Genomic DNA, 23094 nt, shown 5'->3' with positions numbered 1-23094 from the left:
ATTATTGCAACCGTGACGGGGAAGCGCTTTCACTGGATGCGTTTTTGGAAGATGTCTGACCTTGAATTAGCGGCCCTGGATTAGGAGCGTTGAATTAGCGGCGTTTGGTTTTGTTTGCGATGCGTTGATAGTCGATCTTGAACATATCATCGGTGAACCGAACACCGGTTCTTAGATTGAACACCATAACGGTCGTATCAAGATTTTGGGCGTCGGTGATGGTCCACTGTTTGAGCTCATAATTTTTTGGGTCAAACATCATGGTAATTGTGGAGCTGCCGAACAGGGATTTATCACCCAATACCAAGGTGATAACGTCAGGTTCCTGCTTGACGCTTTTTAAACGTCCACCGCCAAGATTAATCCGGTCTGCCAAAAGCAGGTTTAGCGGGGTGGTGGAAAGTGCATAAAGATCCCAAGTGTCAAGTTTGCGATTATTGATGACGACTTGATTTCCGTCAGAAATTACCCGGATCGGGGAGTTATTATAGTTGAAGCGAATTTTACCGGGGCGTTCGATATAGAAGGTACCGCCTGATTGTTCGCCTTTAGGGCCGAACTGAACGAACTCGCCCGTGATGGTGCGAACGGATGAGAAATGATCGGCAATATTTTGCGCCACTGCTGCATCGTTTGCACCTTGCGCAAAGGCTGGGGCCGATGTGAAAACCGCAGGCGCAGCCGTTGCGAACATCAGTGCGCCCAAAGCCGCTAAAGACACAGAGTGACCGAATTTCGCCAATCGAGAGAAGCGTGCGCGAACTGTTGAGAATATCATCGGCAATCTTTCACTTTTCATCATTGTTGTAGCGTAGTTACCCAGTTTGTCGCGAGTGTGGCGAGTTTAATTGAGTTTTGGCGTTACTAAAATTCATCATCATCGGTAGGGACCAAAATTTCGCGTTTGCCCGCATGATTGGCCGGGCTGATGATGCCCTCTTCCTCCATGCGCTCGATGATTGTGGCTGCGCGATTATAGCCGATGCTAAGGCGGCGCTGGATATATGAAGTAGAGACTTTCTTGTCGCGAAGAACAATTGCGACCGCCTGATCATAGGGATCGTCAGAGTTTTCAAGGCCCGATGTTCCGGCCGGACCGCCTGAAATATCCTCTTCATCCTCTTCGGTAATTGCATCAAGATATTCCGGCACACCCTGAAGCTTAAGATGCTGGACGACCGCTTCGACCTCGTCATCGCCAACAAAGGGTCCGTGAACGCGCTGGATGCGCCCACCGCCTGCCATGAACAGCATGTCACCCTGTCCAAGCAATTGTTCGGCCCCTTGTTCACCCAGAATCGTGCGGCTGTCGATCTTGGAGGTGACTTGGAAGGAAATACGGGTGGGGAAATTGGCTTTAATCGTACCAGTAATAACGTCAACCGAGGGGCGCTGTGTGGCCATGATAACGTGAATACCGGCAGCACGCGCCATTTGCGCGAGACGCTGGACAGTGCCTTCGATTTCCTTGCCCGCGACCATCATCAGATCGGCCATTTCGTCGATGATCACGACGATATAGGGCATTGGTTCAAGATCGAGCTGTTCGGTTTCGTAGATTGCTTCGCCGGTGTCGCGGTCAAAGCCGGTTTGCACCGTGCGGGCGATTTGTTCGCCCCTGCGCTGCGCCTCCAGAACCCGTTGGTTAAAGCCATCAATATTGCGAACACCGACTTTCGACATTTTGCGATAGCGGTCTTCCATTTCGCGCACGGTCCATTTGAGCGCTACAACTGCCTTTTTCGGGTCGGTTACAACCGGTGTAAGAAGGTGCGGAATACCATCATAGATGGATAATTCGAGCATTTTGGGGTCAATCATGATCAGGCGGCACTGATCCGGGGTCATACGGTAAAGCAGCGACAGGATCATAGTGTTGATGGCAACTGATTTACCGGAACCGGTGGTACCTGCGACCAGCAGGTGAGGCATTTTTGCGATATCGGCGATGACCGGATCGCCATTGATCGTTTTGCCCAAAGCAAGGGCAAGTTTTGATTTGGATTGCTCAAAATCGCGGCTTGCGAGCATTTCGCGCAGATAGACCATCTCACGCTTTTGGTTTGGCAGCTCAATACCAATAACGTTGCGGCCTGGCACAACTGCAACGCGGGCGGCTATTGCGCTCATGGAGCGGGCAATATCATCTGCAAGTCCGATAACGCGCGAGGATTTGATTCCCGGAGCGGGTTCGAGTTCGTAAAGGGTGACGACGGGACCGGGCTTTACATTGATGATTTCGCCGCGCACGCCGAAATCTTCCAGGACGCCTTCAAGAAGCCGGGCATTTTGCTCAAGCACTTCGCGGGAAAGAGAAGCATCGCGCTGGACTTGCTTGGGTTCGGCAAGAAAATGCAGCGCAGGCATTTCAAATGCACCGCTATTGCGCAGACCTGCGCGCTGGTCGCGACCAGTTTTGGAAGCGGCACGCGATGCGCGTTTGTTACGCGCGGGAGGGGTGTCGTGCCATTCTTGTCCAGCGAGCGGGGTATCTTCCCGATCAAAGGGTGCGTCGAGTTCTTCCGGACTATCAAAGCCCGGCTCGCGCCGCATATGGGTGCGGGCGTTAGCAGCGCCTCGCGAATGGCGCATATCAGCAAATTCATCGTCTTGCGCGCTGCGACGGCCAAGGCCGGTGAGGCGTCTAAAAGATGCGATGGTGCTAAGTCCCATATGGGTCAATCTTCCCGCAAGCTCCGCTGCGAACACGCGCAGACCGCCGGAGCTAGCCTCTTCGTATTCTTCGTCCGTGAAGTCTTGTTCAATGGCTTCGCTATCTGGCGAGGAGCGGCCAGCTGCGTTGCGGCCCCCAACGATTGCACTTGCATAAAGGCAAAGCCACAGGGCTGGCAAAGCCAGCACAAGCGCAATAATCGAAGCGACTGAACCTTGAGGAAATTTTCCAAGAAAAACTGCCGGAATGCGCAGCATCAGATCGCCGAATACGCCACCCAAACCGATGGGCATCGGCCAGCTTGCAGGGGCTGCAAAACAGCTTGCAATAGCAGCAAAAAGCAGAGCAGCGCAAATCCATGCAAAGCTTCTTTTGCCCAGAATGCCGACATAGCCGCGGGTGATGAGCAATAAAGACCAGACAGCAAGGGGCAATAAGGCGGGTACACTTGCTAGTCCAAAGAACTGCATCGCGAGGTCAGAAAACACCGCGCCGGGATAGCCCAAAGCATTTGTTATAGGATTATCGGTTGCGTGGCTGAGGCTGGGATCTGCAACATTCCAAGTTGCAAGTGCGCCTACTGCCATTGCGCAGAGGCAGAGCAAAGCGAGGCCGAGCAGAATATTAATCTGCCGACGAAAAATATTGGACAGCTTTAACCTGTCCCCCGAAAGCCGCTCGTCACGCAGCGGGTATGAAGGCGAGTATCCTTGCCGCATATAGCCTGTCCCGAACCGTCTAAAAGCCCCCGGCGCCCAAGGCCGGGAGAGATACTGAATCAGCCAATTTTAGACCGATGTTGGTTAATTCCCCATTAACCATGCCTAGTGTGCAGCTCACTGGGCGGACTCGCCATGCAAAGCGGTGTTGTGCATTGCTCATACAGCCAGTGAATTCTCTCCGGCGGTAGAGCGTTATAAATGGCCGTAGCCGTTGCGCTTACTAACAGTGAGTGCCGCAAGAAGCTCAACCATGCGGCTTGGAAGTTGGCCAGGTTTTAGTGAATTGGTGTTCTTTGTTGTGTCACTGACCAGATAGGGCATGACCGGAACTGCGTGCGGGGTTCGTAATGCGTGTTTTCTTGTCGTAACGGCATGAAAGAGCGAGTTTTTGGCGTAAAATTGCATGTCCTGAAAAAATGGAATGACTATCTACCGTAATAAATCCAATTTAATTGATATTGCGGACTAAGTTCGATTGACGTGTATGTTATGGCTCTTTAGGTTTCCCGCCGGTCGCGAAGGGAGCGGTGGACATTGCATGTTTTCGCAATGGTTCTGTCAGCGTCTATTTTGTGTCAGATTCTGGCACGCAAATGCGGGTTAAAGACGGCATTCTGGTGCCAAACAGTCGAGGAAGAGGTAATCGCGGATGAAGGTCCTTGTCGCAGTCAAGCGGGTTGTGGATTACAACGTCAAAATTCGGGTCAAGGGAGACGGGACTGGCGTTGAGCTTGCGAATGTGAAGATGTCGATGAACCCCTTTGATGAGATTGCTGTTGAAGAGGCGATCCGTTTGAAGGAAGCGGGCAAAGTGACGGAAATCGTCGCTGTATCAGTTGGCCCGGCACAGGCACAGGAAACTTTGCGCACGGCGCTGGCGATGGGGGCTGATCGCGCCATCTTGGTTAAGACTGATGAGCTGGCGGAGCCATTGGGTGTGGCCAAAATTCTCAAAGGCGTTGTCGAAGCTGAACAGCCCGATCTCGTTTTCCTTGGTAAACAGGCGATTGACGATGACTGCAACCAGACCGGCCAGATGCTTTCGGCTTTGTTGAGCTGGGCGCAGGCAACTTTTGCCTCCAAGGTTGAGTTGGGCGACGGTTCGGCCAAGGTTACGCGTGAAGTTGACGGTGGTTTGCAGACGATTGAAGTCAAGCTTCCAGCAATCGTGACGGTTGATCTGCGCCTCAATGAGCCGCGCTATGCATCGCTGCCCAATATTATGAAGGCCAAGAAGAAGCCGCTTGAGGAAAAATCACCAGAAGATTTTGGCGCTGACATTGCGCCGCGCCTTAAAGTTCTCAAAACAGAAGAGCCCGGTGGACGCAAGGCGGGCGTCAAGGTTGGCTCTGTAGCCGAACTTGTCGACAAGCTGAAAAACGAAGCTGGCGTATTGTAAGATTTGGGAAGGGATGAACACTATGGCTATTCTTCTTATTGCCGAACACGATAATGCAAGCCTTTCCGAACAGACGGCGAAGGCACTGACCGCTGCGACGCAAATCGGTGGCGATATCGATATTCTGGTAGCCGGTAAGGGTGCTCAGGCGGCGGCTGATGCGGCCGCCAAGCTTAATGGCGTGCGCAAGGTTTTGCTGGCCGAAAGCGACGCACTGGAAAACCAGCTTGCTGAGCCGGTTGCGGCGCTTATCGTTGAGCAGGCGGGTAATTACGACACGATCATTGCGCCAGCTACCACTTCGGCTAAGAACATCTTGCCACGGGTGGCAGCACTTCTTGATGTGATGCAGATTTCGGAAATCATGGAAGTGGTGGCGCCTGACACGTTCAAGCGTCCAATCTATGCTGGGAATGCTGTTCAGACCGTACAGAGCAGCGACGCCAAGAAAGTTATCACCGTGCGTACAGCTTCCTTCCAGGCAACAGGTGAGGGTGGTTCGGCTGCGGTTGAAACTATCAATGCTGCGGCTGATCCTGCTGTCTCTAGCTTTGTGGGCAACGCTCTTTCGGGTGGAGATCGTCCAGAATTGACTTCAGCGAAAGTCATTATTTCGGGTGGTCGTGCTCTGGGTTCGTCGGAGAAATTCCAAGAGGTTATTCTGCCGGTGGCAGATAAGCTGGGCGCTGCGATTGGCGCAAGCCGTGCGGCAGTTGATGCGGGCTATGCTCCTAATGACTGGCAGGTTGGCCAGACCGGAAAGGTTGTAGCGCCTGATCTATATATTGCCGTGGGCATTTCTGGTGCGATCCAGCATCTTGCGGGCATGAAGGATAGCCGTGTGATCGTGGCGATCAATAAGGATGAGGAAGCGCCGATTTTCCAGGTGGCCGATTATGGTCTCGTGGGTGATCTCTTCACGATCCTGCCAGAGCTTGAAAAAGCACTTTAATCAGTAGCGGGGTGTTTGACCACGCGGATTGCGACTTTAGCCCGTCCTCGCGCCTAGCGCGGGCGGGCTTTTATGTGTTTATCTGCCCGCGTAGCGAAAAAGTGTTTTATGGTTTCTGTACCGGATAATTGTTCATAGTGGGATCATCTGCGAAGGTGAAGGAGTTGGGACGATGGCAATAAAGTCAGTTGGTATTATCGGCGCAGGCCAAATGGGTAGCGGTATTGCTCATGTTTGTGCGCTGGCGGGTTTTGAAGTGCTCCTGCATGATGCGGCGGCAGACCGGCTTGAAAAGGGCATTGCCACCATCAATGGCAATATGGCGCGGCAGGTTAGTTCAGGAAAACTCGAAGATGAGCAGCGCAAGGCTGCGATGGAGCGCATTCGCCCGGTTCATTCGATGGAAGAACTGGCGGAAGTTGATCTTGCCATTGAGGCGGCAACCGAGGACGAAACCGTCAAGCGCAAGATTTTCGCACAGCTGTGCCCGATCCTTAATCCGCAAGCCATTGTCGCAACCAACACATCGTCGATCTCGATTACCCGGCTGGCATCAACCACTGACCGTCCCGAGCGTTTTATCGGTATTCATTTTATGAATCCGGTGCCGGTAATGAAACTGGTGGAACTGGTTCGTGGTATTGCGACCGATGAAGAGACTTTTAGAAAGTCGAAAGATTTTGTGGCTGCGCTGGGCAAATCAATCACGGTTGCTGAAGACTTTCCGGCCTTTATCGTCAACCGTATTCTTTTGCCTATGATCAATGAGGCGATTTACACGCTTTATGAGGGTGTAGGTTCGGTGGAAGCGATTGATACGGCAATGAAGCTTGGTGCCAATCATCCGATGGGTCCGCTACAACTGGCTGATTTTATTGGGCTGGATACGTGTCTATCGATCATGCAGGTGTTGCATGATGGTCTGGCGGATTCAAAATATCGTCCATGTCCATTGCTTGTTAAATATGTGGAAGCGGGCTGGCTCGGACGGAAGGCCGGACGCGGGTTTTACGATTATCGTGGCGAGGAGCCGGTCCCCACACGCTAATGGCGCTAGGAGTTGTATTTTGGGCGAAACGAAACCCGCCTCATTAGAGGTTGGTTGTTTTGTGCCCATTATTTGCCTGTGCAAAATTAGGAGCGAAAAGCCGATTAAGCTTTTGTTAACACTATCTATTCAGCCCTTATTCATCTTTAACTGCTAAATTTTCTCTTAAGATGCGCAAGTGGTGAAAGGGGTTTGTTAACCCCTTGAAAAGCTTGAGGGCATCAGTGGTATCCAGTGGTAAAGAGGAGAAGATGATGAGCGTTTTTGTTCAATTGCGCGACTGCTTTAACGTCATCCGTGAGTTCCTCGCACCGAGCTATCGGCCCGAGCGCCATTATATGCGCGGGCCTGGTCCGGCTTGCGCGGCTCGCACAGGACGCTAGGCCAGTCCGGCAAGATTTAGCTATTAAAAAAGCCAGAGCGAAACGCTCTGGCTTTTTGCTTGGGGAGGTAAAGATTATTCCAGACCTTCGAAAAGAGCGGTCGATAGATAACGCTCAGCAAAGGATGGAATGATAATGACGATGTTTTTGCCTTTATTCTCAGGGCGCTTGCCAATTTCAATAGCGGCTGTCAGCGCAGCACCGGACGAAATACCGACCGGAATACCTTCGATACGTGCAATTAAACGCGCATTGGCGAAGGCTTCGTCATTGGAAACCTGTACAACTTCATCATAAATTTCGGTGTCGAGCGTCTTTGGTGTGAAACCTGCACCGATGCCTTGGATCTTGTGTGGTCCGGGTACGCCACCAGAAAGAACAGGTGAATCGGTTGGCTCGACCGCAATCACCTTGAAGGATGGTTTACGTGCCTTGATCACCTGGCCCACGCCGGTGATGGTGCCGCCAGTACCAATGCCGGAAATCAGAATATCGGCTTCGCCATTGGTGTCGTTCCAAATTTCCTCAGCCGTTGTGCGGCGATGGATTTCTGGGTTGGCGTCGTTCTCAAACTGCTGCGGAATGATTGCATCGGGATTTTCCTGTGCAATCTCTTCTGCCTTGGCAATCGCGCCCTTCATGCCCTTGGCGCCTTCCGTGAGCACCAGTTCAGCGCCCAGAAGCTTCAACAGCTTTCGGCGCTCAACCGACATGGTTTCAGGCATGGTCAAGATCAGGCGATAGCCTTTTGCAGCGGCAGCAAAGGCCAGGGCAATACCGGTATTGCCGGATGTAGGCTCGACAAATACTGTTTTGCCGGGAGTGGCTTTGCCGGACTGTTCCAGCGCTTCGATCATGGCAAGACCGATACGATCCTTGACGCTTGCTAGCGGATTGAAAAACTCGAGTTTAACCAGGAGATTAGCGACCACCCCATTTTCGCGCGCGAATTTATCGATGCGCACAAGAGGCGTGTTTCCAATAGTATCAAGGATGGAATTATATATCTGGCCGCGACCCGCAGTGAGATCACTATTTGTGCCTTGGGACTTGGTCATGAAAAATCTCCTTATCGTTGGGCGAAGTTTATGGGTAAAGCGCAGCAAAGCCTAGCGGTGTATGTGCTAGCAATATCGTAAAATTAGAAAAAAATGCTCTTATACAAGGGCCGATAGAAAATTATTCCCCACCATAAAGGCATAACTTTGGCACTCGTCGGAGAGCTCTGGGAAAATACATTCCAAAGGCGGAAGCGTTAACAAGTTCTGCTTGGCAATCAGGCCGATGCGTTCACTTCCTTTACCGGTGAAAAATAAAGCATTTGTTTCGCGTAGAAAAGCCGGGCTTGGCGGGAGCGTTTCTTCTGGGCAATAAATTAGGCAGGATGATTCTGGCGCCTATCTGTTAGACTTACCGACCTATTGGGTTCCAAGTTTATCAGGAGAACATCATGACTGCGCCGCGTCCTTCCAAAACAACTATTGGTAATCATCAGCTACATCCAGAAACGCAGATGCTCAACTATGGTTATGATCCAGAGCTTTCCGAAGGAGCGGTTAAGCCACCTGTTTTTCTGACGTCCACTTTTGTTTTCAAAACAGCCGAAGATGGACGCGACTTTTTTGATTTTGTTTCAGGGCGCAAAGAGCCGCCAGAGGGTGTTGGTGCGGGGCTCGTTTATTCGCGTTTCAATCATCCCAATAGCGAGATAGTTGAAGACCGGTTGGCGGTCTATGAAAGTGCGGAAAGCTGTGCGGTATTTTCCTCTGGCATGTCGGCTATTGCTACCACGCTTTTTGCTTTTGTGCGGCCAGGGGATGCGATTTTGCATTCTCAGCCGCTTTATGGAGGCACTGAAACGCTGTTGGCGAGAACTTTTTCCAATTTCAATGTTGAAGCGGTGCCTTTTGCAGATGGCGTCCATGAAATGGAGATAGAAAAAGCTGCGCAAGACGCGCTGACCAGGGGCCGTGTCTCCATTATCTTGTTAGAAACCCCGGCCAACCCGACCAATAGTCTTGTTGATATTGCTGCTATCAGCCGCGTTGCCGACAAGATTGAGCAAAAGCAAAATCATCGGCCAATCATCGTCTGCGACAATACATTGCTCGGTCCGGTTTTTCAAAAACCGCTAGAGCATGGGGCAGATTTGTCACTCTATTCGCTGACAAAATATATTGGTGGGCATTCCGATTTGATTGCGGGTGCGGTTCTGGGTGAAAAGTCGCTCGTTCGTCAGGTTAAGGCGCTGCGCGGAGCAATTGGCACCCAGCTTGATCCGCATTCTTGCTGGATGCTGGGGCGATCGCTGGAAACGCTCGGGCTTCGGATGGAGCGCGCCAATGATAATGCGCGTCTGGTTGCGGAATTCTTGCGTGATCACCCCAAGGTGGGAACGCTGCATTATCTGCCATTTGTTGATGAGGCGTCAGCGAGTGGCAAATTGTATCAACGTCAATGCACGGGCGCAGGCTCTACGTTTTCTTTTGATGTTTTGGGCGGTCAGGCTGCGGCTTTCCGGTTTTTAAATGCACTTGAGATCATAAAGCTTGCGGTCAGCCTTGGGGGGACCGAATCGCTTGCAAGCCATCCGGCTTCCATGACCCATTCTGGCGTGCCGCAGGATATACGCGAGCGGATTGGTGTGCTCGAATCAACGATCCGGCTTTCCGTGGGGATTGAACATGCGGATGATTTAATTGCCGATCTGGCGCAAGCACTGGATGCGGTATGATCTTAAACAGTGGTGGAGCTAAATGGTGCGGGTGGTCGGAATCGAACCGACACTCCTTTCGGAACCGGATTTTGAGTCCGGCGCGTCTACCAGTTCCACCACACCCGCACGTGACTGTAAATCAGTCTTGATATGGTCCGGAAACGGACAGTGGAACGGATATAACGATTAATCCAAAACAGGTCAATCGCTGTATTGCGCTTGTTGACTATCCTTTTCTTCCGGAAAAATTGCGGATGCGATTGCGAATGATCCGGGACAGATTTCGGGTGCGTTGATAAAGGTGAATTTGTGACGCTGTTTGGCGCACTTGTTTGTCTGCGCCGGGGTTAAGGCCGATAATCAGAGTTTCGATTGCCTCACGTTGCTGAAACAAGCGTGACATGACCGGATGATCTTCAATGGCACAGGAATCTGTGCGTAAGATATTTGGATCCTCAAGATGGTTTTTTATCACTTCGATCATCAGCAAAATGCCGGGAGAAAAATTGCTGAGACTTTCTTCATAAGCGGTTTTCCACGTCCAAGCCTCACCGGAAACCGTAAATACGATCAAGGTGGCGATGACGCGATTATCAAGTTTGAGTGCGTGGATACGTACACAATCCCGCTCGGCGAGGCTGTTAACTGCCTCACGCGCGAAGGCCGCACGGAAACGATCGACAGCCATAGCGGTGCCGCGTTTTCCTTTCCACCCACTCGCTTCCAATGTTAGGAAATGCTCAAACGCTTCGCGCACCGCATCCGGGCTTCTAGAAACGCTATATTTGAGAGTTCCGCGTTCAGAAAGGCGGCGCCAGAGCCTGTTATATTCGCGTCGATGATGCGAGCCAATGGCTTGGCTAATATAGGAAATGCCATCAAGTTCGCTTTCCAGAAATGGACGCTGCGTTTTTTCGATCGACTGAAAAGGTAGATCGCGACTTAGTGCAACCGAACGAATCAGTGTGGTTACCGCTCCATCAGAGCGCATTTCCGGCAGAACGAGCACTTCTGGCATCTGTAAATGATCACGTTCAAGAATATCAAACAGATCATTGAGCACAGCTTCTGGATCATCGTGATCAACGAGGGGTGTTCCCTGGGGGCCAAAAGGGGTAGCCCAAGCACGTATTATGGGCGAGGAAAGGGGAAGTCCGGGACGCTCAATCGTATAAGGCATAAGGAGACGCAAACGACTGCGCTGTTCGTTTTCATCGCGCATAACCATCAGCCGTACTTCCCTATCCTCCAGCCGTGGCATGGCAGGCGTGAGAAAACGCGCATTGAAAAAGATGTTTGGCTCGACCGCACGATTAGATAGGTGGTCCAATTCATCGCGCAGTTCAAACCCCGCATAGGGCCCGTAAATGGCCAGTTTCCGCGGGTTGCCGTCGTTGTTTAAACTTTCCTCAAGCCGTTTTGCAGCATCGGGACTGGAGAGTTGATCTTTCAGTTCGGCAACAATCCGGGCAGCATTCCCACCCGCAGATTCCTCCAGCAAAGGTTTCGCGGGCATTAGTGCGTCTCCTCTGATTTCACGCTAGGGTTAACCGGAATAAGGATGAACATGGCAATCTGCATGGTTCTATATACGGCAGTTGACAGAAGAGTTGCTTCTAGCAGCATGGAAATGGCAGTGGCAAAAGCTGCCCCCATAAGCCCGAAGCGGGGAATGAGCAGAAAATTGAGCACGATATTGACGCTCAATGTAATGGCATAAAGCAAAGCGCAGATATTCTGCTTTCCTGCCATATTGAGAAGGGTTTCGGCCGGGCCAACGCTGGCACGGGCGATTACGCCGATGATCAATACGAAAAGCAGCGGATAGCCTTCTGTGAAAGCTGGCCCAAAAAGCAGCAGTAGCGGATAGCCCATCGCCAAAATGACAAATCCCAACATCAATGTCGGCCAGAAAGTCCAGCGTACCGAAGCTTGAGCGAAAGTTGCAAATTCGTTGCGGTCACCCTTGTGGAGCAAGGCGGAATAACGCTGTGCAACACTGGCTTTGACTGCAAAATATACAAAATGTGCAAGCGCCATGATTTTGGTTGCAGCAAAGTAGATTGCGACATGTTCCGGGTCCATCGCCCGCCCGACCATCAGCACATCAACATTGATGAGCAGAAAGAAAAAGCCCTCAACAAAGAAAATCGGAGCGGCTACTTTAAGCCATTGGCCCAGTTGATAGTCAGGTTTGGTATTGGGTAATTCGGGTGCAAGCGCACGGCGCACCATCCATAATTGACCAATGGTTGTCAGCCATGTCGCCACAATTGAGAGGCCTAATGCTACGGTGGCGGTTGAGGGCCAGCCCGCTTCATGGGCTGCGATCATAAAAACCAACACAAGCAAAGGACGTATGATATAGGCCGGCGTCAGTGCCATTATGATACGGCTACGCGAGCGGGCAATACAGTCGAGCACATTGTCCAGGGCTATCATAGGCAGGCAGATAAAGCCCAAAATAAAGGGCACAAGATAATAGATTTCTACCCGTTCTGCGAGCAGCCAAAGCAAGCCGCAGCCCAGCACGGCTATGACGGTGGCCAGAGTGAATGAAAACCAGATACCGGTGAAAAATATACCGCGCAGTAGCCCAAATTCTTTACGCTGAAAATATTCCGGAACGTAACGAATAATTGTCGTATGCAGGCCGAAGCAAGCCAGGTCGCCCATGATGAGCATAGCAAGCCAGACAAGAACATAGATTCCATATTCGAATTCGCCCATCCAGCGCGCAAGCACGACTTGAGAGAGCAGCGCGATTGCGGCACTACCGGCGCGTACGCTAAATGCCAGAATGGAAGAGCGTTGTGCGCTGGCATGAGGGTCATCCGCCAACAAGACAGCCTTCACTTTTCCCGCTAAAATAGCGAGCCTGTCAGCCATCCTGCGGGACAATAATCGTCCTGCTGCTTTAGCCGCGGAAAATCGCACGCTTTTACACCCCCGCTCCCTCAGTTTCGTTAGCTGCTATGGCACAACAATTTTGATATGCCACAGACATTAACTGGCAGACCTTTATAAAAGTAAAAAAAGAACGCGATAGCGAAGCAAAGCCCTTATAGTTTGAGAGATGGTAATTATTGTCTAAATAAATCCCTATTCTAACCTCCTATAAAGCCGTTTCTTAAACGGGAAACACCCGGCATTGCGAGCCGGGTGTTCTATTAGTCTTTAGCGAAAGCCGATTAATCGAAAGCGCCATGGCAGTGCTTGTATTTTTTGCCAGAACCACACGGGCACGCCTCGTTGCGGCTGATCTTGCCCCAGGTTTTTGGATCTGTCGGGTCCCGTTCGGCTGGGGGGATTATACGAGCGTCCTGACGATGGGCCTCCCATGCACCCTCATCAAAATCATCCTCTCCGGTCGAGCCATCAATATGGTGGCCGGTCATTGGTGGAAGCTCCGGCTCAGCTGGTGCTTCCCGAACAATTTCTACCCGCATTAATTGCGAAACGACAACTTCGCGCAAATTAGCCAGCAAAGCTTGGAACAGTTCGAAGCCTTCGGTTTTATATTCGTTGAGCGGGTCACGCTGCGCATAACCGCGGAAACCAACGACTGAACGCAAATGGTCAAGATTGACCAGATGTTCGCGCCAAAGGTTATCCAATGACTGCATAATGACCGATTTTTCAATATAGGTCATGATTTGAGGTCCGAAACGTTCGGCCTTATCAGCCGCAGCTTTATCGGCTGCTTCCTTGATACGAGCTTCAAACTCTTCTTCGGCGATGCCTTCTTCCTTAGCCCATTCTTCGACCGGCAGATCGAGATTGAGCTTGGAGGTTACATCTTCCTTCAGGCCAGCAATATCCCATTTTTCCGCATAAGCGTCTTTGGGAATGCGCAGCGCGACCATGTCTTCAATGACCTCGTGACGCATTGCTGTCACTGTTTCGGTCAGATCTTCCTCATCCATTATTTCAAGGCGCTGCTCGAAGATCACCTTGCGCTGATCATTCATCACATCGTCATATTTGAGCAGGTTCTTGCGGATTTCAAAGTTGCGCGCTTCGACCTTGGTCTGCGCTTTTTCAAGCGCTTTGTTGATCCAAGGATGGACGATAGCTTCATCTTCTTTGAGGCCCAGCTTTTGCAACATGCCGTCCATACGGTCGGACCCGAAAATGCGCATCAGATCATCCTGAAGCGACAAGAAGAATTTCGACCGGCCAGGATCGCCCTGACGGCCAGAACGACCGCGTAACTGATTATCAATACGGCGGCTTTCATGGCGCTCTGTGGCGAGAACGTAGAGCCCGCCCGCTGCGAGGGCTTTTTCCTTAAGCACAGCTATATCGGCCTTAATGGCCTCAATTTTCGCGTCGCGTTCTGGTCCTTCCGGGACATCGGATAGTTCCTGACGAATGCGCATTTCAAGGTTACCGCCGAGCTGAATATCGGTACCGCGGCCCGCCATGTTGGTGGCGATGGTCACTGCACCCGGCACCCCGGCCTGAGCGATGATAAAGGCTTCCTGCTCGTGATAGCGAGCATTGAGAACCTGAAGATCCTTGATGCCTTCCTTGCGCAATCTTTCAGCCAGAAGCTCTGACTTCTCAATGGAGGTCGTGCCAACAAGAATAGGCTGGCCTTTTTCATGCGCTGCACGGATATCGCGAACAATTGCACGATATTTTTCTTCCACCGTACGATAGACTTCGTCGTCCTCATCGATGCGCTTAACAGGAAGATTGGTTGGGATTTCGGTTACTTCCAGACCGTAAATATTACCAAATTCTTCCGCTTCCGTTGCAGCCGTACCGGTCATGCCGGAGAGCTTGGTATACATGCGGAAATAATTCTGGAAGGTAATCGATGCTAAGGTCTGGTTTTCCGGCTGGATTGTCACATGCTCTTTGGCTTCAAGCGCTTGATGAAGCCCTTCCGAATAACGCCGTCCTGGCATCATACGGCCGGTAAATTCGTCAATGATGACGATTTCATCGTTGCGAACGATGTAGTCCTTATCGCGCTGGAATAGCTTATGGGCCCGCAGAGCATTGTTGAGGTGGTGAACCACCGCAACATTTTCGATGTCGTAAAGACTTTGACCTTTCAGATGGCCCGCTTGTTCAAGCAGGTTTTCCATCTTTTCGGTGCCGACTTCGGTGAAAATCGCCGTCTTTTGCTTCTCATCGATCTCGTAATCTTCTGGCTCCAGCGCAGGAATAAAAGTATCGATGAGATTGTAAAAATCAGAGCGGTCTTCAAGCGGACCGGAAATGATTAGCGGTGTGCGCGCTTCGTCGATGAGGATACTATCCACTTCGTCGACGATGGCATAATTGTGCCCACGCTGGACCATCTGATCGCGCTCATATTTCATATTATCGCGCAGATAATCGAAGCCGAGCTCGTTATTGGTTGCGTAGGTAATATCACAGGCATAGGCCGCTTGACGCTCGGTGTCGTCGAGGCCATGCTTGATCACCCCAACTGACAGGCCAAGGAAATTATACAGTTGGCCCATGGTCTCCGCGTCGCGGCTGGCAAGGTAGTCGTTGACTGTTACGACATGAACACCTTTGCCCTCAAGCGCATTGAGGTAGACGGGTAAGGTCGCCATAAGCGTCTTACCTTCACCGGTGCGCATTTCGGCAATGCCGCGTTCATGCAACACCATACCACCAATCAGCTGCACATCGAAAGGACGCATGCCGAGCACACGTTTTGCCGCCTCGCGAACCGTTGCGAAAGCATCAGGAAGCAAAGCGTCAAGTTTTTTACCGTCAGCGAGCTGCGCGCGAAATTCTGCAGTTTTCGCCTGAAGCTGCTCATTGGTGAGCGTTTCGTAATTTTTTTCGAGAGCCGTAATTTGCTCTGCACGTTGTCGCATCGCCTTGATGCGGCGATCGTTTGATGAACCGAATATCCTGCGGGCAAGGCCGCCAAAGCTGACCATTCCTGGTCCTTTCCTGTCCGTTCAGCCAGAAGTCCTCCGGCAATATCGAAATGCTTTATTCACGCGTATTGAAACAAATGCAAGAAATGTACACTCAATAAGCAGCCATTTAAGGCGCTTTCAAGTCTAATTCCCCCAAGCTAATTCCCCCTACGCCCTGACTGGACGTAAACTCGAAGGACAGATAAGAGGGGGATGGGGCGATGTCAACGTCGCTCAAGCGGCCGGAGATTTTGTTCCTAGCTGAAACTATGGTTGGGTTCGGCCAAATTATGCCTTATTCATCGGGCGGATAAGCAGTCCCGAAGGAGAGAATTCCATATGAAAGCCGTCCTCAAAATATCCTACCGCAAAACATTTGCGATTTTGGCTACTTCTGTTGCTTTGGCAAGTTTCGGCAACTTTACCGCGATTGCGCAAGACAATGCTCAGCCTGCTGAAACGGCTGCGCCATCTGCCGCTGCATCGGAAGATCCAGCGAAAGTTCTTGCTATCGTGGATGGTAAGGAAGTAACCGTTGGTGAGGTTGATCAGGCTGCTGGTGACCTTGATCCGCAATTTTCGCGTCTTCCGGTAGAACAGCGCCGATTAGCAGCGCTTGCTGCCCTGATTGATATCAAGGCTTTTTCGGCGGAAGCGGAAAAAGAAAAGCTCGACCAGACGGACGAATTTAAAAGCCGGATGGAATTCTTGCGTGAGCGCGCGCTGCATAATGAATATTTCAAGGACGCAGTGGTGGATAAAATCTCGGATGAAGATGTTCGAGCACGCTATGATAAGGAAATCGCAGCCATTCCTCCGCAGGTTGAAGTGCGTGCACGTCACATTCTCGTGAAAACCAAAGAAGAAGCTGAGGCCATTATCAAAAAGCTGGACGGCGGTTCAAAATTTGAAGAATTGGCCAAAGAAAATTCCACCGATGGCACCGCTGCCAATGGTGGCGATCTTGGCTATTTCACCGAAGGGCAAATGGTACCGGAGTTTGAGAAGGCTGCTTTTGCGCTAAAGCCGGGCGAATATACGAAAGAGCCTGTCGAAACACAGTTCGGCTTCCATGTTATTCAGCAAGAAGACCGTCGCACCAAGCAACCGCCAGCATTTGATCAGGTCGAGGATCAGATCCGTTCGATTGTCATGCGTGAGCGCTATGTTGATCTGGTGAAAAAGCTGCGGGATGGACTTAAAATTGAGTATAAGGATCCCGTCATCGAGAAGGCTATGAAAGACGCGGCCGCCTTGCAAGATGATCTGGAACAAGGTTCAGACGGCAGCGAAGCAGCGCCCGCCGAATAATTTCAATAAAACGCCCCGAAATTCGGGGCGTTTTTACAGTTTTCGAGTTTCACGCTTGATTTTAAAGCGTAAAATTTTCAATGCTGCACACAAAGTAATATCGCATTGTCAGAGGCATTCATGTCTGCGTCTATATCTCCTCTCGCGCCTAAACATTATCCACCCATGCCAGAGATTGATGGTGTTCGTATCGCGACGGCGGCGGCGGGTATCAAATATCAGGGGCGGACCGACCTGATGATGATGGTGTTTGATCAGCCTGCATCGGTGGCGGGAGTGTTTACCCGTTCGCTTTGCCCATCGGCTCCGGTCGATTTCTGCCGCCGTAATCTTTCGCACAGAAAGGCGCGCGCAGTTGTGGTGAATTCCGGCAATGCCAATGCTTTTACGGGTAAAAAGGGACGGGCGGCGACGCAAGCAACTGCGGAAGCTGCAGCCGCGGCGCTGGGATGCGAGACAAACGCGATTTTCCTCGCATCGACAGGGGTTATTGGTGAGCCGCTTCAGGCTGACAGCTTCACGCATTTGCTGGGTCAGATGGCTAAAGAAGCAAAACCGGAGGGCTGGAACGAGGCAGCCAGCGCGATCATGACAACGGATACCTATCCGAAGATTGCGACGGAGACTGTTCTCATCGGTCAGGTGCCTGTAACGATAAACGGTATCGCCAAAGGTGCTGGCATGATTGCCCCTGATATGGCGACTATGCTTTCCTTTGTGGTAACAGATGCGGCGATCTCTTCGGATGTCTTACAAGCATTGCTTTCAAAAGGGGTTGATTCGACCTTCAATGCGGTGACTGTCGATAGCGATACTTCGACCTCTGACACGCTGATGTTGTTTGCCACTGGTATGGCTGCGCAGCGCGGCATGCCGGAAATTACTGATCTTAATGATGCAAGATTGGAAGATTTCGAAAAGGCGCTTGGCCGGGTTCTTAAAACATTGGCGCTTCAGGTTGTTCGCGATGGCGAAGGCGCCAGCAAGATGGTCGAAATCGAAGTAACCGGCGCGGCTTCAAGCCAATCAGCAAAGAAAATTGCGCTCTCAATTGCCAATTCGCCTTTGGTCAAAACCGCTGTTGCAGGCGAAGACGCCAATTGGGGCCGGGTTGTGATGGCGGTCGGTAAGGCTGGGGAGCCGGCGGATCGTGATTTGCTGGCAATATGGTTTGGCGATATTCGCGTTGCTTTTGAAGGCGAGCGCGATCCAGACTATTCAGAAGAAGCCACTTCCGCTTATATGAAAGGCGAAGATATTCGCATTCGGGTGGATCTGGGGCTGGGTGAGGGGACGGCAACGGTCTGGACTTGTGATCTGACTAAGGAATATGTCGCAATCAATGGCGACTATCGCAGTTGATGCCGATGATGAGCACGGAATTTCCATATGATCCTGCATTAGTACGCCGTTTTGAGGCAGTGGGGGCACGCGCATGGCCTGCGGCATCTGTCAGCTATGATGGCGCTTGGGCCGTTAGAATGACGCCGGGCCTTGCTTCCAGAAGGCTAAATTCTATTAATCCGCTTGATCCGGGGGATACGCGTGACATTGATGTGCGGATTAAACGTTTGGCAGCACAATTCATAGCTGCAGGCCAGCGGCCTTGTTTTCGGCTGACGCCTTTGGCCCCAACGCAACTTGATGAAGCGCTTGAAAAGCTCAATTGGGTGCGAAAGCGCGAAACCATTGTTATGCAATTGGAACTAAGCGCAATTGAGATGGATCGCGCAGATGATCTGTCGCCGCTCAACGCGATTTCGGATTATGTGAGAGCATCTTTAGCAAATCACGATCATCTTGATGAACAGGAAGCAGCATTTTCAGCACTTCTTGGCAGAATACAGCCAGCTAAGGGAATGTTTGTCATTGAGGATAATGGAGTTGCTGTAGCGAATGTTCTATGTGTGCAGGATCGGGATTTGGCAGGGATTTTCGATCTTTGCACGCGGGTTACAGAACGGCGCAAAGGGTATGCAAAACGGCTTATGCATTCGGCTTTGTGCTGGGCGCGGAAAAATGGTGCGTGGTTAGCCTGGCTTCAGATTGAGGCAGATAATAAAGTAGCGCTGGCATTCTATCAGCAGCTTGGTTTCAAAGAAGTCTATCGCTACGCCTATCGGGAAAGCGAAGAAATATGAGTGAAATCAAGTCCAATCCAATCTTGCTGGTTGCCGCATGTGCGCTGGTTGACACTGATGGCCGGGTGCTTTTGGCGCAGCGTCCGGAAGGTAAGCAGCTTGCAGGGCTTTGGGAATTTCCCGGCGGCAAGGTCGAGCCGGGAGAAACACCGGAAGAAACATTAATTCGTGAATTAAGAGAAGAGATTGGCATTACCACGAAAGTTGGCTGTCTCGCACCGCTGACTTTTGCCAGTTATGCTTATGAGAATTTTCATCTGCTGATGCCGCTTTATATTTGCCGGCGCTTTGAGGGCATTGCGCGCGGATTGGAAGGACAGGCTTTGAAATGGGTGCGGCCAAAGGATATGCGGGATTATCCTATGCCACCCGCAGATGAACCGCTTATTCCATTTCTGATTGATCTTCTCTAGCTGTTGAATGGGGCACGCATAGCGGTAGAGAAACTTATCGTCTGGTAGCGGAAAAGCCTGTGAACAAGCGGCACAAGGCTTATAAAAAGTTACGATTTAGCGCGCTCGTTAAGAGTTGATTCACTCCGGTTCGGCATTCTTCGACCAGACGCCCCCGGAGTTAGTTTCAATGAGTTTCGACGACAATTTTTTCAAATCAAGTCCCGCTGAAACGCGCAATACGCTGTCCAAGACAGGGAGCGGAATTTTGCGCGTTGTGTTGCTTTTCGGCTCGGCCGCGATTGCTCTGGCATTACTCATTGTCCCCATATTGAACGATCAGGCGAACCGGGTCGCCTCGCAATCGGTTTTGCCTAACGGTATTGACCGGACGATGACGGGCTCAATCAAACGTGACATTCCTGCCAAGGCGTCTACCAAGACAGAATGTAACACGTTGACCGCTCCAGATAATGCCAAGGGCTGTTGATTAGTTCTGACCTGGATTTTTGAGAGCATCGGCCAGGGATACTTTCGCAGAACCTGGCTTGAGTGGCTTTTGCTGCGATTCGTGCGGTGACCAGCCCGATAGCCAGATGGTTGAAAATGTAGCGCGAATGCGTCCATCGGGATCGCTGAAACGTTCGGCATAGATTTCTGCTGCGCGGAAGAAAAGTTGTCGCGGCACGGGCTTACGCGAGCGGTCATGCAGTATATTTTGCATCCCCATTGAGCGCAGATCAGCCATCAGGTTGAAAAGTGAATCATAGCGAACAGTGATATTTTCGACATCGGTTACTGGAAGGGCAAAGCCCGCGCGCTGCAACAGACCGCCGACATCGCGCACATCAGGAAATGGATAGACTCGCGGTGACGCGCCGCCGGTTAGTTCTATTTCTGCCTGAAGCAGGCTTTCGCGTAATTCTCCCAATGTGCCGCTACCGCTTAACGCTGCCAGAAACAGCCCGTCGGGTTTAAGGGCCCGAGAGATCTGGATCATTGCACCGGGTGTGTCATTTGTCGTGTGCAGCGACATGAGCGAGACAATAAGATCAACGCTGCCGGGTTTTAGCGGCAATAATTCATCATCACCGACAATTGCCGGATAAGGGCCAGTGAGAAATTCTTCGCTTTGTTCGACGCGTATGACCTGATCAGCTTTGCCTGAGCGAGCGATTATATCTGCTGCAAGTCCCGTATGTCCTGCGAGATCGACCGCAATGGGAAACCTGCGTTCGACTGTATCAATCCGATCTGCGAGATCTTCTGCGGTGCGGCGTAACAGAAAATCTGCGCCCGAAGTCGCAGACCGAAATGCACGCCGCCGAAATGAGAGCAGAAGTTCACGATCAAAAATCGTGTTTTGCGAATTTGGAGCAACCATGGGTTTTTCTTTTCTTTTGGGCCTACTTTTCTTTTGGGCCCGCATGGATAAAATAACTTAAGGTTAAATGCATTCGATCGGGGGCGAATGCAATGGAGGATGACGACAGGCCGCATCACGGTCTATTTAATGCGTTCAGGCTGAAAGCCATGGACGCTCTAAGACAGAGTTTGCGAAGTGGTGTGGAAATTCTATTTCCTGCCACTTGTATTGGGTGCCGGGTACAGGTCTCACAGCCCGGTACGCTGTGCCCGGAATGTTGGTCACAGCTACGTTTTGTTGAAAAGCCTTACTGCCGGGTATTGGGGTCGCCTTTTAATCATGATTTTGGCGAAGATTTCATGTGTGCGGAAGCAATCGCTGATCCGCCGCCTTTTCGGCGTTTACGATCAGCCGTATTGCATCATGGGGCAGCGCAGCGGATGGTTGTGTCGCTCAAATTTCATGATCGTACAGACCTTGCGCCCTGGATGGCGCGGTGGATGCAACGCGCTGGTGCCGAATTGCTTGAAGATTGCGATGTGGTCGTACCTGTGCCGCTTCATCGTTGGCGCATGTGGCAACGCCGCTTTAACCAGTCAGCGGAACTGGCCCGTTCATTAGCGAAAAACAACTCATGTACTTATGCGCCGGAAGCGCTGAAAAGGGTACGCAGTACCCAACAGCAGGTGGGGCTGGGCTTGAAGGAAAGACGGCGCAATGTGGATGGGGCTTTTCGTGTTCCAAAGGAGCGCGAAATTCTCGTGCGGGGAAGACGCGTTTTACTGATTGATGATGTCTATACGACAGGGGCGACGGTGAAAGCCGCAACTCGCGGTCTTTTGCGCGGAGGGGCAACCAGTGTAGATGTCCTTACTTTTAGTCGGGTTCTACCTGAATTGTGAGCAATAGGAGGGCTTCCAGATCAGCGCATTGGTGCTTATATAGGTAGTAATGATTGGAGTTTATTATGGTTGATATAACTATCTATACGCGGTCGGGCTGCCCATATTGCACTCGTGCTAAAGAGCTTCTCAATAGCAAGGGGGCTGTATTTAACGAAATCAATGCGGGTAATGCGCCAGAATTGCGGGCTGAAATGCAGGAGCGTTCAGGCCGTAACACTTTTCCGCAAATTTTTGTTGGGTCCGTGCATGTCGGCGGTTGCGACGATCTCTATGCACTTGAAAGCCAGGGCAAGCTTGATAGCCTCCTGGCAAGTGGTGAATTGAAGGGTTAAACAATGGGTAGCTTTCGTGCGGCAGCCATTCAGATGCGTTCGGGCATTGACATTGATGCCAATGTTGAAGACCTGAAAAAACTGGTTGTAGAAGCAGTGGCCAAGGGTGCCAATTATGTCCAGACGCCGGAAATGACCGGCGGGCTGGTGCGTGACCGTGATGTGTTTTTCGCAAATTTGCGCGATGAAGCAAATGATCCGGTATTTTTGGCGGCGTCTGAGCTAGCACGCAAGCATGGGATTTTTCTGCATATTGGTTCCACCGCGATCGATGGGGGCAATGGCAAGGCTGCCAATCGCGGTGCTATTTTCGCGCCTAGCGGCGAGAAGGTTGCGACATATGACAAGGTTCATATGTTTGATGTTGATCTGGACAATGGTGAGAGCTGGCGCGAATCAGCAACCTATCAGCCAGGCGAAGAGACGGTGATTGCACAATTGCCCTTTGCCAATATTGGCATGGCAGTTTGCTATGATATTCGTTTCCCGCAGCTTTTCCGTGCGCAGGCGCTGGCTGGTGCAAATGTGATTACGGCACCGGCGGCGTTTACCCGGCAGACGGGCGAAGCTCATTGGCATGTTTTACAGCGCGCCCGTGCCATTGAAAACGGCGCTTTTCTTATTTCATCCGCGCAAGGCGGGGTGCATGAAGATGGCCGCGAAACCTATGGCCATTCTATCATCGTCTCGCCTTGGGGGAAGGTTCTGGCCGAGGCTGATCACGAAGAGCCGGGCGTTATTGTTGCAGATATAGACGTTGCTGAAAGTGCAGCGGCGCGAGCAAAGGTGCCAAACCTCAAAAATGCGCGCGAATTTACGGTTAAAACTGCATTGGCTGAAACTAAAGAGGACGCATAAA

Annotated in this window: 19 protein-coding genes, 1 tRNA gene and 2 pseudogenes; 13 read left to right on the top strand and 9 right to left on the bottom strand. The window is 51.4% G+C overall.

What is annotated here, in order from left to right; all coding sequences use genetic code 11:
- Nucleotides 1–94: 94 nt before the first annotated feature.
- The 3 genes and pseudogenes from C7374_RS00160 to C7374_RS00155 form a co-directional block, all read right to left on the bottom strand.
- Nucleotides 95–655, bottom strand: a pseudogene (locus C7374_RS00160) (outer membrane lipoprotein carrier protein LolA); the annotation flags it as partial.
- 209 nt (nucleotides 656–864) lie between these two features.
- Nucleotides 865–1245: a DNA translocase FtsK gene (locus C7374_RS16565; protein ID WP_374850561.1), complete on the bottom strand. Its 381-nt coding sequence runs from the start codon at nucleotides 1243–1245 to the stop codon at nucleotides 865–867.
- Nucleotides 1196–3393: pseudogene (locus C7374_RS00155) on the bottom strand (DNA translocase FtsK 4TM domain-containing protein); the annotation flags it as partial. The pseudogene C7374_RS00155 and the gene C7374_RS16565, both read right to left, overlap by 50 nt.
- 652 nt (nucleotides 3394–4045) lie before the next feature.
- Here C7374_RS00155 and C7374_RS00150 point away from each other — a divergent pair.
- The 4 genes from C7374_RS00150 to C7374_RS16465 all read left to right on the top strand — a co-directional run bounded on the left by C7374_RS00150 (nucleotide 4046) and on the right by C7374_RS16465 (nucleotide 7178).
- The gene (locus C7374_RS00150) at nucleotides 4046–4795 is read left to right on the top strand and encodes an electron transfer flavoprotein subunit beta/FixA family protein (protein WP_111573598.1); all 750 of its coding nucleotides are present in this window, start codon (nucleotides 4046–4048) and stop codon (nucleotides 4793–4795) included.
- 22 nt (nucleotides 4796–4817) lie between these two features.
- Nucleotides 4818–5747, top strand: coding sequence for an electron transfer flavoprotein subunit alpha/FixB family protein (locus C7374_RS00145; protein ID WP_111573597.1), 930 nt, complete (start codon nucleotides 4818–4820; stop codon nucleotides 5745–5747).
- A gap of 172 nt (nucleotides 5748–5919) precedes the next feature.
- On the top strand, nucleotides 5920–6795 hold the full coding sequence (locus C7374_RS00140) for a 3-hydroxybutyryl-CoA dehydrogenase (protein WP_111573596.1): 876 nt from the start codon (nucleotides 5920–5922) through the stop codon (nucleotides 6793–6795).
- A gap of 254 nt (nucleotides 6796–7049) precedes the next feature.
- Nucleotides 7050–7178: a hypothetical protein gene (locus C7374_RS16465; protein WP_280967553.1), complete on the top strand. Its 129-nt coding sequence runs from the start codon at nucleotides 7050–7052 to the stop codon at nucleotides 7176–7178.
- A gap of 74 nt (nucleotides 7179–7252) precedes the next feature.
- Here C7374_RS16465 and cysK read toward each other — a convergent pair whose 3' ends face one another.
- A complete protein-coding gene (gene cysK / locus C7374_RS00135; protein ID WP_111573595.1) occupies nucleotides 7253–8236 on the bottom strand; it encodes a cysteine synthase A in 984 nt (327 codons plus the stop codon).
- Nucleotides 8237–8628: 392 nt separating this feature from the next.
- On the opposite strand from cysK, the gene C7374_RS00130 reads away from it, so the two are divergent.
- Nucleotides 8629–9912, top strand: coding sequence for a cystathionine gamma-synthase family protein (locus C7374_RS00130; protein ID WP_111573594.1), 1284 nt, complete (start codon nucleotides 8629–8631; stop codon nucleotides 9910–9912).
- Between the two features lie 23 nt (nucleotides 9913–9935).
- On the opposite strand, the gene C7374_RS00125 is transcribed toward C7374_RS00130, so the two are convergent.
- From C7374_RS00125 to secA, 4 genes are all read right to left on the bottom strand, one after another.
- Nucleotides 9936–10020: transfer RNA gene (locus C7374_RS00125), tRNA-Leu, on the bottom strand.
- Nucleotides 10021–10120: 100 nt separating this feature from the next.
- Nucleotides 10121–11410 (bottom strand): type IV secretion system effector crotonyl transferase BspF, encoded by a 1290-nt coding sequence (gene bspF, locus C7374_RS00120; RefSeq protein ID WP_111573593.1) that lies wholly within the window; start codon nucleotides 11408–11410, stop codon nucleotides 10121–10123.
- The gene (locus tag C7374_RS00115; protein ID WP_170130202.1) at nucleotides 11410–12831 is read right to left on the bottom strand and encodes a lipopolysaccharide biosynthesis protein; all 1422 of its coding nucleotides are present in this window, start codon (nucleotides 12829–12831) and stop codon (nucleotides 11410–11412) included. The genes bspF and C7374_RS00115 overlap by 1 nt, the downstream gene beginning before the upstream one ends.
- Nucleotides 12832–13085: 254 nt before the next feature.
- Nucleotides 13086–15806 carry a preprotein translocase subunit SecA gene (secA, locus tag C7374_RS00110; RefSeq protein ID WP_111573591.1) on the bottom strand — a complete coding sequence of 907 codons (2721 nt, stop codon included), beginning with the start codon at nucleotides 15804–15806 and terminating at the stop codon, nucleotides 13086–13088.
- Between the two features lie 321 nt (nucleotides 15807–16127).
- Between secA and C7374_RS00100 the strand changes: the two genes are divergently transcribed.
- The 5 genes from C7374_RS00100 to C7374_RS00080 all read left to right on the top strand — a co-directional run bounded on the left by C7374_RS00100 (nucleotide 16128) and on the right by C7374_RS00080 (nucleotide 20122).
- A complete protein-coding gene (locus tag C7374_RS00100) occupies nucleotides 16128–17099 on the top strand; it encodes a peptidylprolyl isomerase (RefSeq protein ID WP_111573590.1) in 972 nt (323 codons plus the stop codon).
- Between the two features lie 120 nt (nucleotides 17100–17219).
- Entirely contained in the window at nucleotides 17220–18461 is a 1242-nt protein-coding gene (gene argJ, locus C7374_RS00095) for a bifunctional glutamate N-acetyltransferase/amino-acid acetyltransferase ArgJ (RefSeq protein ID WP_111573589.1), read from the top strand.
- An 8-nt stretch (nucleotides 18462–18469) separates the two neighbouring features.
- Entirely contained in the window at nucleotides 18470–19240 is a 771-nt protein-coding gene (locus C7374_RS00090) for a GNAT family N-acetyltransferase (protein WP_111574215.1), read from the top strand.
- Nucleotides 19237–19653, top strand: coding sequence for an 8-oxo-dGTP diphosphatase MutT (mutT, locus tag C7374_RS00085; RefSeq protein ID WP_111573588.1), 417 nt, complete (start codon nucleotides 19237–19239; stop codon nucleotides 19651–19653). The genes C7374_RS00090 and mutT overlap by 4 nt, the downstream gene beginning before the upstream one ends.
- A gap of 169 nt (nucleotides 19654–19822) precedes the next feature.
- Nucleotides 19823–20122 carry a hypothetical protein gene (locus C7374_RS00080; protein WP_342634704.1) on the top strand — a complete coding sequence of 100 codons (300 nt, stop codon included), beginning with the start codon at nucleotides 19823–19825 and terminating at the stop codon, nucleotides 20120–20122.
- Here C7374_RS00080 and C7374_RS00075 read toward each other — a convergent pair whose 3' ends face one another.
- Nucleotides 20123–21016: a methyltransferase domain-containing protein gene (locus tag C7374_RS00075; protein WP_111573587.1), complete on the bottom strand. Its 894-nt coding sequence runs from the start codon at nucleotides 21014–21016 to the stop codon at nucleotides 20123–20125.
- A gap of 149 nt (nucleotides 21017–21165) precedes the next feature.
- Between C7374_RS00075 and C7374_RS00070 the strand changes: the two genes are divergently transcribed.
- From C7374_RS00070 to C7374_RS00060, 3 genes are all read left to right on the top strand, one after another.
- Nucleotides 21166–21900, top strand: coding sequence for a ComF family protein (locus tag C7374_RS00070; RefSeq protein WP_245412560.1), 735 nt, complete (start codon nucleotides 21166–21168; stop codon nucleotides 21898–21900).
- Between the two features lie 65 nt (nucleotides 21901–21965).
- Nucleotides 21966–22235: a glutaredoxin 3 gene (grxC, locus tag C7374_RS00065; protein ID WP_111573585.1), complete on the top strand. Its 270-nt coding sequence runs from the start codon at nucleotides 21966–21968 to the stop codon at nucleotides 22233–22235.
- 3 nt (nucleotides 22236–22238) lie between these two features.
- A complete protein-coding gene (locus tag C7374_RS00060) occupies nucleotides 22239–23093 on the top strand; it encodes a carbon-nitrogen hydrolase family protein (RefSeq protein ID WP_111573584.1) in 855 nt (284 codons plus the stop codon).
- The last annotated feature ends 1 nt before the right edge of the window (nucleotide 23094 follow it).

Source organism: Falsochrobactrum ovis (genome assembly GCF_003259955.1).
In the GTDB taxonomy this organism is placed as follows: domain Bacteria; phylum Pseudomonadota; class Alphaproteobacteria; order Rhizobiales; family Rhizobiaceae; genus Brucella; species Brucella ovis_A.
Note: the sequence above shows the minus strand (reverse complement) of the source record. Positions and strands in the feature narration are given on the sequence as shown.

Excerpts from the sequence above, each read along its gene's own strand:
- C7374_RS16565 (WP_374850561.1), bottom strand. The coding sequence starts at position 1,245 with ATGGCAGGCGGTGGGCGCATCCAGCGCGTTCACGGACCCTTTGTTGGC.
- C7374_RS00150 (WP_111573598.1), top strand. The coding sequence starts at position 4,046 with ATGAAGGTCCTTGTCGCAGTCAAGCGGGTTGTGGATTACAACGTCAAA.
- C7374_RS00145 (WP_111573597.1), top strand. The coding sequence starts at position 4,818 with ATGGCTATTCTTCTTATTGCCGAACACGATAATGCAAGCCTTTCCGAA.
- C7374_RS00140 (WP_111573596.1), top strand. The coding sequence starts at position 5,920 with ATGGCAATAAAGTCAGTTGGTATTATCGGCGCAGGCCAAATGGGTAGC.
- C7374_RS16465 (WP_280967553.1), top strand. The coding sequence starts at position 7,050 with ATGAGCGTTTTTGTTCAATTGCGCGACTGCTTTAACGTCATCCGTGAG.
- cysK (WP_111573595.1), bottom strand. The coding sequence starts at position 8,236 with ATGACCAAGTCCCAAGGCACAAATAGTGATCTCACTGCGGGTCGCGGC.
- C7374_RS00130 (WP_111573594.1), top strand. The coding sequence starts at position 8,629 with ATGACTGCGCCGCGTCCTTCCAAAACAACTATTGGTAATCATCAGCTA.
- bspF (WP_111573593.1), bottom strand. The coding sequence starts at position 11,410 with ATGCCCGCGAAACCTTTGCTGGAGGAATCTGCGGGTGGGAATGCTGCC.
- secA (WP_111573591.1), bottom strand. The coding sequence starts at position 15,806 with ATGGTCAGCTTTGGCGGCCTTGCCCGCAGGATATTCGGTTCATCAAAC.
- C7374_RS00100 (WP_111573590.1), top strand. The coding sequence starts at position 16,128 with ATGAAAGCCGTCCTCAAAATATCCTACCGCAAAACATTTGCGATTTTG.
- argJ (WP_111573589.1), top strand. The coding sequence starts at position 17,220 with ATGTCTGCGTCTATATCTCCTCTCGCGCCTAAACATTATCCACCCATG.
- C7374_RS00090 (WP_111574215.1), top strand. The coding sequence starts at position 18,470 with ATGAGCACGGAATTTCCATATGATCCTGCATTAGTACGCCGTTTTGAG.
- mutT (WP_111573588.1), top strand. The coding sequence starts at position 19,237 with ATGAGTGAAATCAAGTCCAATCCAATCTTGCTGGTTGCCGCATGTGCG.
- C7374_RS00080 (WP_342634704.1), top strand. The coding sequence starts at position 19,823 with ATGAGTTTCGACGACAATTTTTTCAAATCAAGTCCCGCTGAAACGCGC.
- C7374_RS00075 (WP_111573587.1), bottom strand. The coding sequence starts at position 21,016 with ATGGTTGCTCCAAATTCGCAAAACACGATTTTTGATCGTGAACTTCTG.
- C7374_RS00070 (WP_245412560.1), top strand. The coding sequence starts at position 21,166 with ATGGACGCTCTAAGACAGAGTTTGCGAAGTGGTGTGGAAATTCTATTT.
- grxC (WP_111573585.1), top strand. The coding sequence starts at position 21,966 with ATGGTTGATATAACTATCTATACGCGGTCGGGCTGCCCATATTGCACT.
- C7374_RS00060 (WP_111573584.1), top strand. The coding sequence starts at position 22,239 with ATGGGTAGCTTTCGTGCGGCAGCCATTCAGATGCGTTCGGGCATTGAC.